Origin of the sequence: Brevundimonas sanguinis (assembly GCF_029636725.1) — a bacterium.
In the GTDB taxonomy this organism is placed as follows: Bacteria; Pseudomonadota; Alphaproteobacteria; order Caulobacterales; family Caulobacteraceae; genus Brevundimonas; species Brevundimonas sanguinis.
In genome coordinates this window covers 1,215,865-1,228,808 of the sequence record NZ_CP116770.1, presented here as the reverse complement: position 1 = coordinate 1,228,808, position 12,944 = coordinate 1,215,865, and the positions used below count along the sequence as shown (strand labels likewise).

The 12,944-nt window shown below is 69.3% G+C and carries 9 protein-coding genes; 1 reads left to right on the top strand and 8 read right to left on the bottom strand.

Going from position 1 to position 12,944, the window contains the following annotated elements; translation table 11 throughout:
• Nucleotides 1-43: 43 nt before the first annotated feature.
• The 8 genes from PIB44_RS06290 to PIB44_RS06255 form a co-directional block, all read right to left on the bottom strand.
• Nucleotides 44-433, bottom strand: coding sequence for a GspH/FimT family pseudopilin (locus PIB44_RS06290; RefSeq protein ID WP_278070761.1), 390 nt, complete (start codon nt 431-433; stop codon nt 44-46).
• Nucleotides 434-548: 115 nt separating this feature from the next.
• Nucleotides 549-1,001, bottom strand: a complete 453-nt coding sequence (gene gspG, locus PIB44_RS06285) for a type II secretion system major pseudopilin GspG (protein ID WP_191743141.1) — start codon at nt 999-1,001, stop codon at nt 549-551.
• A gap of 11 nt (nt 1,002-1,012) precedes the next feature.
• Nucleotides 1,013-2,224 carry a type II secretion system inner membrane protein GspF gene (gspF, locus tag PIB44_RS06280; protein WP_278070760.1) on the bottom strand — a complete coding sequence of 404 codons (1,212 nt, stop codon included), beginning with the start codon at nt 2,222-2,224 and terminating at the stop codon, nt 1,013-1,015.
• Nucleotides 2,224-3,717: a type II secretion system ATPase GspE gene (gene gspE / locus PIB44_RS06275; RefSeq protein WP_278070759.1), complete on the bottom strand. Its 1,494-nt coding sequence runs from the start codon at nt 3,715-3,717 to the stop codon at nt 2,224-2,226. Before gspE ends, gspF begins: the two co-directional genes overlap by 1 nt.
• Nucleotides 3,714-5,834, bottom strand: a complete 2,121-nt coding sequence (gene gspD, locus PIB44_RS06270) for a type II secretion system secretin GspD (RefSeq protein ID WP_278070758.1) — start codon at nt 5,832-5,834, stop codon at nt 3,714-3,716. The genes gspE and gspD overlap by 4 nt, the downstream gene beginning before the upstream one ends.
• On the bottom strand, nt 5,831-6,643 hold the full coding sequence (locus tag PIB44_RS06265) for a type II secretion system protein N (protein WP_278070757.1): 813 nt from the start codon (nt 6,641-6,643) through the stop codon (nt 5,831-5,833). Before PIB44_RS06265 ends, gspD begins: the two co-directional genes overlap by 4 nt.
• Before the next feature lie 252 nt (nt 6,644-6,895).
• Entirely contained in the window at nt 6,896-9,601 is a 2,706-nt protein-coding gene (locus PIB44_RS06260) for a TonB-dependent receptor domain-containing protein (RefSeq protein ID WP_278070756.1), read from the bottom strand.
• Between the two features lie 89 nt (nt 9,602-9,690).
• A complete protein-coding gene (locus PIB44_RS06255) occupies nt 9,691-11,196 on the bottom strand; it encodes a beta-helix domain-containing protein (RefSeq protein WP_278070755.1) in 1,506 nt (501 codons plus the stop codon).
• 300 nt (nt 11,197-11,496) lie between these two features.
• On the opposite strand from PIB44_RS06255, the gene PIB44_RS06250 reads away from it, so the two are divergent.
• Complete coding sequence (locus PIB44_RS06250; RefSeq protein ID WP_278070754.1) at nt 11,497-12,924, top strand: amino acid permease; 1,428 nt, start codon at nt 11,497-11,499, stop codon at nt 12,922-12,924.
• Nucleotides 12,925-12,944 lie beyond the last annotated feature (20 nt).

Below are 12,944 nucleotides of genomic sequence, written 5' to 3'. Positions count from 1 at the left end.
ATCCCCGGCCCTTCCCCAATCGAGGGGGAAGGGAGCAGACGCGCTATTCATGGATCGTCACCTCGCCCGCCCCATCGATGGCGACGGTGACGGCCTGGCCCTCACGCTCCAGCCGTACGCTGGCGGCGTCGGCGCCGCCGGTGGGGTCGAAGACGGCGCGGGCGGGCGCGCCGACGGCTGCCCCCTCGCCCCACGCCGTGGGCGCCAGCACGCCGGACAAAGGCGTCCACACGGCGCCGTCGAAGCTCTCGAAACCATAGCCCGCCGCATCGGCGCGCAGGGCGACCGGGCGGTTGGTCATCACCGCCTCCTCCCGCGCCACGGTCAGGCGCGCGGCGAACCGCTCGGCCTCGACGGCCAGCGTCGGGCGCGGGTCGGGCATGGACAGCACCACCGCCCCCGCCGCCACGCCGATGATGGCGATCACGACCATTAACTCGACAAGGGTAAACCCTTGTCGTGCGCTACCGCTCGCCGCGCGGCGGCTCGCTTCTTCAGCGCGTTTGGGCGTTTCCACGGCTACCGAACCGGCCGGGCGAGAGAGCGCCTCAACCCTGCCAGTTGCCGATATCGGCGTCATTTCCCTCGCCCCCTTCCTGGCCGTCGGCGCCGAAGGACCAGATGTCGAACTGGCCGCCATGGGCGCTGCGGCGGCGGTACTGATAGGGATTGCCCCACGGGTCTTCCGGCAGGCGGCGGACATAGCCGCCCTGGCGATAGCGTTCCGGCCGCGCCAGATCGGCGGGCGGCGCCGTCAGGGCCTTCAGCCCCTGCTGGTCCGTGGGGAAGGTCAGGTTGTCGAGACGATAGGTCTCCACCGCCTGCTCCAGCACAGAGATGTCGGCCCGCGCCTTGCCGACCATGGCCTTGTCCTGACTGGGCAGGACATTGATCGCCACCACCGTCGCCAACAGGCCGATGATGACGATGACGACCATCAGTTCGACCAGGGTGAAGCCCTGACGTTTCCGACGCTTGTCCTGAGTTTCTTCGCTACGCATGGTAGGTCTCCTCACCCCAGAGCCAGGGTGTTGATCTGAAGGATGGGGAGCAGGATCGACAGCACGATCACGGCGACGATGCCTCCCATGACCACGATGATCGCCGGCTCCAGCAGGCTGAGCATCACGGCGGTGAAGTTGGAGAATTCGCGCTCCAGATAGTCGGCCGCGCGCTCCAGCATGGGCTCCAGCCGGCCGCTGCTTTCGCCGGAGGCGGTCATGTAGACGAGGATGGGCGGGAAGACCTCGGCCCGGCGCATGGCGGCCGACAGGCCGCCGCCTTCGCGCACGGCCTCGGCCATCTGTTCGGTGGCGCGGCGCAGGGCGCGGTTGGAGACGGTGCGGGCGGTGATGGTCAGCCCCTCCAGCACCGGCAGGCCCGCCGCGATCATGGTCGACAGGGTGCGGGCCATGCGCGCCCCGTGCAGGTCGCGCGTCAGCCGTCCGACCAGCGGCAGCCTGAGCACCCAGGCGTCCAGCTTCAGCCGCACCGCCTCGCGCCGCCGCGCGATCAGCCCGCCGGCGACGACGGCCGCCAGCACCAACAGCATCAGCCAGCCCCAGTCGCGCATCAGGTCCGACAGGCCGATGACCAGCCGCGTCAGCAGCGGCAGGGTCTGGCCCATGCTGTCGAACTGATCGACCACCTTGGGCACGATATAGGTCATCATGGCGACGATGACGCCCAGCGCCACCACCGCCAGCACGCATGGATAGACCAGCGCCGTCAGCACCTTGCCGCGCACGACCTCGTCGCGCTCCAGCCCGTCGGCCAGGCGTTCGAGGATGGGCTGAAGCGCGCCCGACTGCTCGCCCGCCGCCGTCATGGCGCGATAGAGCGGCGGAAAGGCCGCGCCCTGCTGGGCCATGGCGTCGGACAGCCGCCGCCCCTCGATCACCCCGGCATGGACGCCTTCCAGCACGCGGCGGACGTTGGGCCGGTCCGCCTGAAGCATCAGGTTGCGCAGCGCCTCCTCCAGCGGAGAGACGGAGATCAGCGTCGCCAGTTGGCGGGTCGTCAGCGCCAGCGTTTTGGGCGACAGCCGCCCGGCCTTGCCGGGCTTCGACGCCGCCACCGCGCCCAAACGACCGGGCGACAGCTGCAACGGCGCCAGCTGACGCTTCGCCAGCGCCTTGCGCGCGGCGGCCTCGTCGGCGGCGGTCACGGAGCCGCTGACTGTCCGCCCGGCCGCGTCGGCGGCGATGTAGTCGAAGGCCGCCATCAGGCCGCGACCTCTTCGGCGGCGGTTTCCTGACGCGCGACGCGCAGGGCCTCCTCGACCGAGGTGACGCCTTCAAGAACCAGCGCCCGCGCCCGGTCAGCCAGCGTCCCGCCGCGCGCAAAGGCGGCGTCGAACACCGCGTCCTCGTCGGCGCCCGAGGCGATCAGACGACGCACCTTCTCGTCCACCGTCAGCGTTTCATAGAGGCCGATGCGGCCCACATAGCCGGTCGAGCCGCAGTCGGCGCAGCCGTGCGGCCGCCAGACTCGCACGCCTTCTTCGGCGCCGATCAGCCGCGCCGTCGCCTTGTCCGCCGTCTCCTCGATCCGGCAGTGCGGGCACAGGCGCCGCACCAGCCGTTGCGCCACCACAAGCCGCAGGGTCGAGGCCAGCAGGAAGGGCTCGACCCCCATGTCGCGCAGCCGCGTCACCGCCCCGGCCGCATCGTTGGTGTGGACCGTCGACAGCACCAGATGGCCGGTCAGCGACGCCTGAACGGCGATGGCCGCCGTCTCCGTGTCGCGGATTTCGCCGACCATGACCACGTCCGGGTCCTGGCGCAGGATGGCGCGCAGACCCGCGGCGAAGGTCATGCCGACCTTGGGGTTCACCTGCGTCTGGCCCACGCCCTCCATGGCGTATTCGACCGGGTCCTCGACCGTCAGGATGTTGCGCGAGCCGTCGTTGAGCAGCGACAGCCCGGCATAGAGGCTGGTCGTCTTGCCCGAGCCGGTCGGCCCGGTGACCAGGATGATGCCGTTCGGCTCGGCCAGCGCATGGCGGAAGGCCTCCAGCGCCGCCGGGTCCATGCCCAGCCGATCCAGCGTCAGCCCGGCCTGATCCTTGTCCAGGATGCGCAGCACTACCCGCTCGCCCGCCCGCGACGGCAGGGTCGAGACGCGCACGTCCAGCGACTTGCCGCCCAGCGTCAGGGGGATGCGCCCGTCCTGGGGCTTGCGCTTCTCGGCGATGTCGAGCCGCGCCATGACCTTGATGCGCGACACCAGCAAGGGCGCCACGCGCGGGTTCAGGCTCAGCGCTTCGCGCAGCACCCCGTCCACCCGCATCCGCACCAGCAGGCGCGTCTCATAGCTTTCCAGATGCACGTCCGAGGCGCCGATGCGGGCGGCCTCGGCGATGACGCCGTTGATCAGGCGGATGACCGGCGCGTCGTCCGTGGCGTCCAGCAGATCCGCCGCCGCCGGTATGTCGTCCACCAGACTGTCCAGCCCTACCGGCAGGGACAGGTCGTCGCCGTCGGCGGCCGTCAGTTGCTCGCCCGCATAGACTTCCGACAGCTTGCGGTCGAAGGCCGCGGCGCTGAACCGCGTCGCCTCCAGCGGACGGCCCAGCGCGCGGCGCGCCTCGACCAGAGCCAGAGGGTCGGCGCCTTCGCGCACCCCGACCGCCATCACCTCGCCCGCCGCCAGCAGCAGGACGCCGTGGATCTTGGCGAAGCCGTAGGGCAGTCGCGGATCGACGACAGTGATCACCGGGCGGCTCCCGAGACGGGCGGCAGCGGCTGCGCCGCGACAGGCGCCACGGGGGCGATGACCAACGGCTCGCCCGCCGCCGGAGCCGCAGGCGGCTGGGCCTGCATATAGTCGCGCAGCAGGGCGTCGAGGCTGGGCTCGCGATCGGGATGAACCCTTTGCTGCTCGCCGCGCATATAGCCCCAGCGGTCCGCCGCCAGCCCCTGTGCGTCCGCCGAGGTGCGCAATATGGTCGGGCGCAGGAAAACCATCAGATTGGTCCGTCCGCGCTCGCGGCTGGTCGAGCGGAACAGGACGCCGACGCCCGGAATATCGCCCAGGCCGGGAACCTTGCTCGTCTCCAGCCGATCGTTCTGATCCAGCAGGCCGCCCGCCACGGCGATGTCGCCGTCATCGACGACCAGCGTCGTCTCCAGCTCGCGCTTGTCCAGGATCAGGTCGTTGGCGCCGCTGGTCAGCAGGCCGTTAATGCTCGACACCTCCTGCCGCAGGGTCAGGGTGATGGAGCCGCCGGCGTTGATCTGGGGCCGCACCGTCAGGCGCACCCCGATGTCCTTGCGCTCGGTCGTGGTGAAGGGGTTGGAGTTGCCGTCCAGAATGGTCTGGCCGGTGGTGATCGGCACCTCCTGCCCGACCAGGAAGGTCGCCTCCTGATTGTCCAGCGTCATGATCGACGGGGTCTGCAGCAGGTTGGAGCCCGCGTCGGTCTTGGCCGCATTGATGATGAAGCCGAACAGGCCGTCGCCCCACTTGCCGCCCGCCCCGCCGACGAAGCCGTTGGCGCCCAGCAGGCTGTTCAGCGCCAGGTTCTGCAACCGCTCGCGCAGGGGATCGTCCTTGTCGAGCTGGCCCGCCGCCGCACCCCCCCCGAGGGGAACCAGCGGTGCCGCGCGGTCGGAATAGTTGGTCAGGCCGACGCCCTGCTCGCCCGCCATCAGCCATTGCACGCCCAGGTCGCGCACGGCCTTGTCGCTCAGTTCGACGACGATGGCCTCGATCAGCACCTGCTGGCGACGCACGTCCAACTGGCGGATCACCTCGGTCAGGGTGCGCTGCAGGTCCGCCGGGCCAGAGATGACCAGAGCGTTCGCGCCGGGGAAGCGGGCGATGGTGGCGCGCTGGCCGGTGGCGGTGACGGTGGTCGAGCCGATGGGGCCGGTCTCGCCCTCGGACGCCGTGGTCAGGCCGCCCTGCCCCATGCCGCTGGTGGGGTTAGTCGTCCCGGCGCGCGCGGTGCGAAGGCGCGGCGAAGAGGTCGCCGCCGCATCCGCCGGTTGACCGACGATCTGTTGCAGGACCGGCAGGAGCTGCTCGGCGTCAGCGTGCTCCAGGAAGACGACGTTGACGTCCTGGCTGGCCCGCGCCCGGCCGTCCAGATCGGCGATCAGGCCGCGCACCCGCGCCAGCGCCTGACCGTCCCCGCGCAGCACCAGCGCATTGGAGCTTTCGACCGGGGTGATCGTCACCAGACCCGGCCCGCCGGGACCGCCCGTCACCTGTTGCAGCACGCCCGCGATCTCGCGCGCCGAGGCGTTCTCCAGCGCCACGACCTCATAGGCGGAACGATCCACGTCGATGCGGCCGACCAGCGCCCGGATGCGCGCCAGGTTATCGGCGAAGTCGGCCACCACCACGCTGTTTGCGCCGGGATTGGCCAGCACCTGCCCCTGCGCCCCGACCAGCGGCCGGATCGTCTCGGCGGCTGAGGCGGCGTCGATGTGGCGAAGGGTGAAGACCTCGGTCGAAAAGCGCTCGGCGCCGACGGTGGCCGGCCCCTGCGCCGCGCCCTGGGCCGGACTGATGCGATAGGCGCCCGACGACGTCGGCGTCACCACCAGGCCGTTGGCCCGCAGCGTCGACAGGAAAACCTCGAACAGCTGGGTGCGCGTCAGGGGACGCGGGCTGGACACCGTCACCGTGCCCGTCACCGCCGGATCGACGATGAAGGTGCGCCCCGTCGTGCGCGCCACGTCCTGCACGAAGGCGCGGATGTCGGCGTTTTGTACGTTCAGCGTCTGACGCGTCTCCTGCGCCATCACCGGCGCGGCGGCCAGCGACTGGACCGCCAGAACAGCGGCCAGGACGCCGGTGAGCAGAGAGCGGCGGCGAGCCTTCATGGACGCGTCCTTACGGTGGTGGAGCGGACTTGGCCGTCGCGCTCGAACTGGATCTGGGCCGAGGGGGCGTCGGCCAGCTGCCCGCGCAGGGCGGCGATGGCCTGCGGGTTGTTCAGGGCCGTGCCGTTGACCGACAGGATGACGTCGCCTGAGCGCAGGCCTGCATTGCGCAGCTCGCCCCCGTCGCCCGAGGCGGAGACGGTCAGGCCGTTGACGCCGAGGCCTTTGATGCGCGGACGCAGGCCCGCCTGGGCGATCAGGCGCTGTGGATCGACCACCGCGCCCTCGGCCGAGGCCGGTTCGGGCGTCGACGCGGCCGGAGGCGCCGCCGCTACAGGCGCGGCGGGTGCAACGCCCGAGGCCATATCAGGAAAGTCGAGACGGAACGGCGCGCCGCCGCGCGACAGCATGACGTGATCGGGCGCCACCGAGGTCAGCGTGAGCCCCGGCTCGAGCTCCTCACCCGCGCCGACCGAAACCTGGCGGCCGTCCGCCAGGCCGATGATGGCCGAGCCGCCGCCCGCACCGTCCGCGCGCACGCCGAACAGGGTCAGACCGCCGCCGTCCGACGGCGTGGCCTCGGCCCCGCCCCCGCCGTTGCGGAAGAAGGCGTCGAAGCGCGACAGCACGCCCAGGTCGACGTCCGACAAGGGCCGCGCCTGCGGCGTTTCCGGGCTCGGCGCGGCAAACAGCCAGATCAGCCGCCCGCCCTGCACCAGAAGAAGAAGGATCAGCGCCGCCTCGACCACGCGCCGCAGGGGCGGACGGCGAAGGGACAGGCCGCCCTTGCCCAACGAAACGGCGCTCAATTTGCGAAGGCCAGCGAGCAAGGAAGACATCCCCAACGGCCTCTCGCGGCCGCCTCGCCTCCCTAGGCGGATGCTCCGTACCCGGCTCGCTCCGAACCATGACAGCGTCGAGAAGTTGTCACGACACATGAAGCGGGTTCGGATGAAATGATGCGCAACCGTCACCCGCCACGCCCCGCCTATAGAGAGGCAATAAAAAAGCCGGGAGACCGCTGAGGGCCTCCCGGCTCGACTGTCAGGCGCGATCCGCGCCTAGAAACGCGCGGTCAGGCTGACCGAGGCGCTCTGGCCCAGGTCGTACTGGTTGATGCGGATCCGGTTGCCCTTCTCCTGATACTCCTCGAACTCCGTGCCGAGCAGGTTGCGCAGCTCCAGGGCGAAGCCCAGGTCGCGGCCCTTCACGGTGAAGTCCTTGCGATAGACGAAGTCGAGGAAGGCGCCCGGCTCCTGCAGGTAATCCGGCTCGCGCGCCGTGCCGACGCCTGCGCCGCGTGCGGTGATCCGCTCCGAGACGTAGTTCAGGATGAAGGTCGCCTGCGAGCGGGCCGTGTCGTCTTCCCATCCCAGTTGCAGGTTGGCGACATGCTCGGACTGGCCTTGCAGACGGCTGCCGTCCTGGATGAAGAAGGCCGCCTGTTCGGGACGACCGCCGCCGCCCAGGGTGATGACGGTGTCGCCCTCGCCCACCGAGACGTCAGAGTCCGACCAGGTGTAGTTGGCCTGCACCAGCCAGCGCTTGTTGGAGATGAAGGACGGCTGGTCGGCGAACTCGAAGTATTTCTTCACCTCGGCCTCGACGCCCATGACCGTCGCTTCCGGCGCGTTCAGGAAGGTCTGCTGACGCTGGTTGCCGACGTCGACGATCACCGCCTCGACCGGCTTGTCCAGCTTCTTGTAGAAGACGCCCGCCGTGACGAACTGCTGGCGGCCGAAATACCATTCCCAGCGCGCGTCCAGGTTCAGGATTTCGGTATCGGTCAGATACGGGTTGCCGATGAAGACGCGGTCGCTTTCCGGGTCCGTATAGGCCTGTGGCGCCAGCTCGCGGAACTGCGGACGGCCGATGGTCTTGGACGCGCCGAAGCGCAGCTGCTGGTCCTCGGTGAAGTTCCACGTCGCCGTGAACGACGGCAGCCAGTACTGCTCCTCGATCTTCGTCGCCTCATAGGACGTCGTGCCGCCGAACAGGTCCCGCGGGGTCACGCTCTGTTGGCCGTCCTCGAAGCGGACGCCGAAGGTGGTGCGCACGGTCGGCACGAACTCGGCGTCGACCATGGCGTAGACGGCGTTGACCTTCATGTCGGCGTCGTAGGCGTTGGCGCCGTTCGAGCCGGCGATCTCCCGCAGCTGCAGGGTCCACGGATTGATGTTGAAGTCCGAGAACAGATAGTCGATCCGCGAGCGCCGCTGGCTGTCGGTCAGGCCGTTGACGGCCTCGAACTGCAGGTCGTGACGCTCGGCCGAGCGGGTGTTGTCCAGGGTCGAGGTGCCAACGCTGATGGTCGCCTCGCGGCCCGCCGCCATCGGCAGCTTGTAGGCCAGATCCACGCCGCCGGACCAGACTTCGTCGTCCAGTTCGCTGAACGAAATCTGATTGCCCTGGACGTTGTGGATGAAGCGGTCCTGAGCGTCCACGCCGTACTGGAAGCGCGATTCATAAGGGGCGTCGCGCGACGTTGTGGCGTAGGCCGCACGCCAGTCCAGCTTCCACGCGCCGTCGGCGCCGAAGTAGTGCTCGCCGGCCAGCTGGCTGGTGAACAGCTGGCGCACGAACCACTCGGTGTAGTCGTTGCGGATCACGCTGCCGCCGGCGTCAAAGTCCGGCCCGGCCGAGGTGCGCGCGCGCTTGGTCGTGGTGCGAACGTAGAGGTTGGTCCACTTCACCTCGTGATCGTCGGTCGTCAGCGACAGACCGCCCAGCAGGTTCAGGCGCACGTCGTTCTGGTTCGACTCGACGTCGAAGGTCGACACCGGCACCAGGTCATCGCCCTGGAACTGGCCCTCTTCCTGGATCGCCTGACGGGTGCGCCAGGAGTTGTCGTAGCCGGCGACGGCGATGACGCCCAGGTCGCCGATCTCGGTCGGCGTGCGGAAGCCGCCCGCCAGTTCCAGGCTGCCGTCGACGGGCGTCTGCTGACGCTGCATCAGGCGCAGCGGCGCATTGACCAGCGAGCGGCCCATCGCCTGCACTTCAGAGGCCGAGAAGTTGGCCAGGTTGATCTGCTTGCCCGTGCGGAAAGCCATGTCGATGGCGCCGGGGACCTTGCGGGTGTCATCGTCGAAGCCGGTCCAGTCGGAATCCGAGCCGTAGTAGACGAGGTTGTCGCGCGCGGTGGTCTCAGTGTTGCCGCCGACGCCGACCTTGAAGGTCAGGAAGGGCTCGGCCGGGGCGTCCACGGTGCGCAGGTCGATGACCCCGCCGCCGAACTCGCCGGGATAGTTGGGGGAATAGGACTTCTGAACCGTCACACCCGCCAGGATGCTGGAGGGGAACAGGTCCAGCGGCACAACGCGCTGCAGCGGCTCGGGGCTGGGCAGCGGCGAACCGTTCAGCAGGGCCGAGGAATAGCGCTCTCCGAGGCCGCGGACATAGACGAAGCGGCCATCGACGATCGACAGGCCGGTCACGCGGGTCAGGGCGGCCGCGGCGGTGGAATCGCCGGTGCGTTGCAGGTCCTCGGAGGTCAGGAAAGCAGCCACTTCGGCGCTCTGGCGATTCTCCTGCGGGATGTTGCGGCCCAGGACGACGATGTCGCCCAACTGGGTGGCCGGGGTTTGCGACACCTGATCCGGGCTCTCCGGATCGGCGGGCAGTTCAGCGCTCAACGCCACGGCGGCGGCGGGGGCGGCCGTCTGTGCGACAGCCTGGGCGAGCGCGAGGCTGGGCGCGCCGAATACGGCGACGAGGGCGCTGCTGGCCATCAGCACCCCGTTACGGGTCAGGGTCTTGTTCTTCATGTTCGGCTGCCTTGCGAAGGTCGAGATAGGCTGGACGCTCAATGGGTCGGCGGCGGCCCTTTCGGACCGCCGCCTCGCCAGAGGGTTCATCAGCACTTCAGATTGGCCGTCAGGCCGCAGGTCCAGCCCTGCCACCAGGTGTCCGAGGCGTTCTTCACGGCGCCGATGTAGTCGGTGTCGGTGAAGGCGGCGTGGACGCTCGAGGCCTTGACCGGGGTCACGGCGGTCTCGTTGGCGCCGTTGATGAAGGTCAGGGTCTGGTTGGTGATGGTGACGCCCGAGGTCGGGGCGGCCAGGGTCGAGGTTCCCTTGACCGTGTTGTTCGAACCGGCCGTGAAGACCGGCCCCGAACGGGCGGCGCCGCTGGCGCGGTAGGAGACGCCGCAGGACATGAAGACCGAGTTGAACACCGGGTTCACGCTGGCGGTGTCGGCGTCGGCGATGTCCAGGCACCCGGCCAGCGAGCCTGAGACGCTGGTGAAGACCGAGTTGACCACGGTCGCCTTCGTGCCCGTGTCGAAGTGGGCCACCGTGTGGGCGTCGGTCGGCGAGTTGCGGCCCGCCAGCGTCCAGTTGGCGATCTTCGGCTGCGAGTTGTAGCGCTGGGCCAGCGGCGTCGAGGCCGGGGCGGCCGAGAACTCGAACCCGGCCGAGCGGCTGGTCGCGTTCGGAGCGCGCTGGGTCACGATGCCGAACTGGGCGCCGCCGCGCCAGCCGGTGTCGGTGTCGAAGGCGTCGTCATCCGCGCCGTTGATGACAATGCGCTTCAGGTTGACGTTGCCGCCGAAGATTTCGATGCCGTCGTCCGACGAGTTGTAGGACTGGACGTATTCGATGGTGGTGCCCGCGCCGACGCCGGCCAGGGTCAGGGCTTGCAGTTCGTTGCCGGTCGAGATTTCAAAGCCCGAATAGCGGATCTGGACGTAACGCAGACGGCCCGAGTTGTCGTTGGCGTTGCCGCCGCCGTAGAAGGCGTTGGTGCCCTCGACCTGGCCGGTGCAGGTGACCGGGGCGGTCAGCTGGCAGTTGGCCTGGGGCGCGCGGCCGGCGATGACGATGCCGCCCCACTGACCTTGCGAGGTCTCGGTCGTCGTGCCTTCGACGTTCTGACGGCTGGTGAAGATGATCGGCTGGGAAGCCGTGCCTTCGGCGTAGATCTGCGAGCCGCGGTTCACCAGCAGATAGTCGCCGCCGCCCGATGCGAAGATGGTCACGCCCGGCTCAACCGTCAGAATGCCTTGTGTGCCGGCGTTGGCGGAGGCGTCGACGCCGCCGTCGGTGCCCACGGCCGTGCGGCCCGAGATCGAGTAGATGGTGCCGGCGCGCAGCGGCACGGTCAGCGAGCCGTTGATCTGCTGGGGCAGCTGGCAGTTGCGAAGGGTGCCGTTGGCGATGGTGCCGACGTTGGCGAAGCCGGTCGGGCAATCCGCCGCCGCCTGGCCCGTGCCCGGCGTGCCCGGCCCGCCGGGGTTGCCGCCGCCGCCATTGCCGAAATCGCCTTCGCCGGGCGAGGCTACCTCGGCGGAGCCGCCGCAGGCCGCCAGGGCCAGGGTGCTGGCCGCCGCCACGAGCAGGGTCTTGAAGCTGCTGTTCATCATCGTTCCACCGATTGGGTCAAATAGCTGCGGCGGGAGACGGTCTTTGCCGACGATGACGTCGACGCCCCTCCTGCCTGGCGGCGAGGGATAGCGAAAAGCGGGGCGGAAGCTTGCGCGAGGCGGTGACGGATCAGCCTCGGTTTCGTGCCGTTTCAACTGAGAAACCGTGACGAAAATTCCGATATCGGAACAGAAATCAGAGCCGCCTGTCGGCCGATAGGCCCATGGCCCTTGTATTGCCCGGCCATCCGCCGCAAACCGGCGAGCTTTATGACCTCCCCCAGACAGGAGCCACCGATGGGCGGCCCAGACGCGCAACCGCGCCCCACCTCAAGCCTTGGCGCAGAGCCCGGCGCCACGAGCCTGGCGCGCAACCTCAGCTGGCCGCATCTGGTGGCGATGGGCGTGGGCGCCATCGTCGGCACCGGCATCCTGACCCTGATCGGCATCGGCGCGGACAAGGCGGGCCCCGCCGTCCTGCTGTCGTTCCTGATCGCCGGCTTCGTCTGCGCCTGCGCCGCCATGTGCTACGCCGAGATGGCCAGCACGGTGACGGCTTCGGGCAGCGCCTATACCTATTCGCGGGTGGTGCTGGGCCAGATGGCGGGGTGGGTCATCGGCTGGAGCCTGATCCTGGAATACAGCCTGGTGGTCAGCGCCGTGGCCGTCAGTTGGTCGGGCTATGCGGCGCCCCTGCTGCGTGACTGGCTGGGCCTGCCCATAGCTCTGATGCAGGGGCCGCACGCGGGCGGAATCGCCAACATCCCCGCCCTGTTCATCATCATCGCCGTCGGCGCCCTTTTGCTGACGGGCGCCAAGAAAAGCGCCACGCTCAACCTGATCCTGGTGGCGGTGAAGCTGTCGGCCCTGGCCCTGTTCGTCTGGTTCGCCCTGCCCCACTTCAACGCCGCCAACCTGGAGCCCTTCAGCCCCTATGGCTTCGCCCGTCACATGGGCCCGGACGGCGTCGAGCGCGGCGTGATGGCGGCCGCGGCCATCATCTTCTCGGCCTTCTACGGCTTCGACGCCATCGCCACGGCGGCCGAGGAGACGCGCAATCCCAAGCGCGACCTGGCCATCGGCATCGTCGGCTCTATGCTGGTCTGCGCGGCGATCTACACCATCATCGCCACGGTCGCCCTCGGCGCGACGCCCTTCACCCGCTTCGCCAACAGCCCCGAGCCGCTGGCCCTGATCCTGCGCGAGATCAGCCAGCCCGGCGCCGCTCATTTTCTGGCGGTCACGGCGGTCCTGACCCTGCCCACGGTGATCCTGGCCTTCTTCTACGGTCAGAGCCGCATCTTCTTCGTCATGGCGCGCGACGGCCTGCTGCCGCGCGGTCTGGCCCGCGTGTCCAAGGGCGGCGCCCCGGTGCGCATCACCGTGTTCACCGCCTGCGTGGTGGGGACCATCGCCCTGTTCTTCCCGCTGGACGAAATCGTCGCCCTGGCCAACGCCGGCACTCTGGTGGCGTTCAGCGCCGTGGCCCTTTGCATGTTGATCCTGCGTCGTCGCGCGCCGGACATGGCGCGCGGCTTCCGCACGCCGCTGGGCTGGATCGTCGGCCCCATCGCCATCGCCGGCTGCCTGTATCTGTTGGCCAGCCTGCCGCAGAATACGCAGATCTGGTTCGTGATCTGGAACGTAGTCGGCCTGGGCGTTTACTTCATCTACGGGCGCAAGCGGGTAGCGAAAGCAGCCCAGGGCGACGACACGGAAAGCTGAACCGACAGCTTGCAACGAAC

What these genes read in the sequence shown, in the direction of transcription:
- PIB44_RS06290 (WP_278070761.1), bottom strand. Translation starts at nt 433, where the DNA reads ATGGTCGTGATCGCCATCATCGGCGTGGCGGCGGGGGCGGTGGTGCTG.
- gspG (WP_191743141.1), bottom strand. Translation starts at nt 1,001, where the DNA reads ATGCGTAGCGAAGAAACTCAGGACAAGCGTCGGAAACGTCAGGGCTTC.
- gspF (WP_278070760.1), bottom strand. Translation starts at nt 2,224, where the DNA reads ATGGCGGCCTTCGACTACATCGCCGCCGACGCGGCCGGGCGGACAGTC.
- gspD (WP_278070758.1), bottom strand. Translation starts at nt 5,834, where the DNA reads ATGAAGGCTCGCCGCCGCTCTCTGCTCACCGGCGTCCTGGCCGCTGTT.
- PIB44_RS06260 (WP_278070756.1), bottom strand. Translation starts at nt 9,601, where the DNA reads ATGAAGAACAAGACCCTGACCCGTAACGGGGTGCTGATGGCCAGCAGC.
- PIB44_RS06255 (WP_278070755.1), bottom strand. Translation starts at nt 11,196, where the DNA reads ATGAACAGCAGCTTCAAGACCCTGCTCGTGGCGGCGGCCAGCACCCTG.
- PIB44_RS06250 (WP_278070754.1), top strand. Translation starts at nt 11,497, where the DNA reads ATGGGCGGCCCAGACGCGCAACCGCGCCCCACCTCAAGCCTTGGCGCA.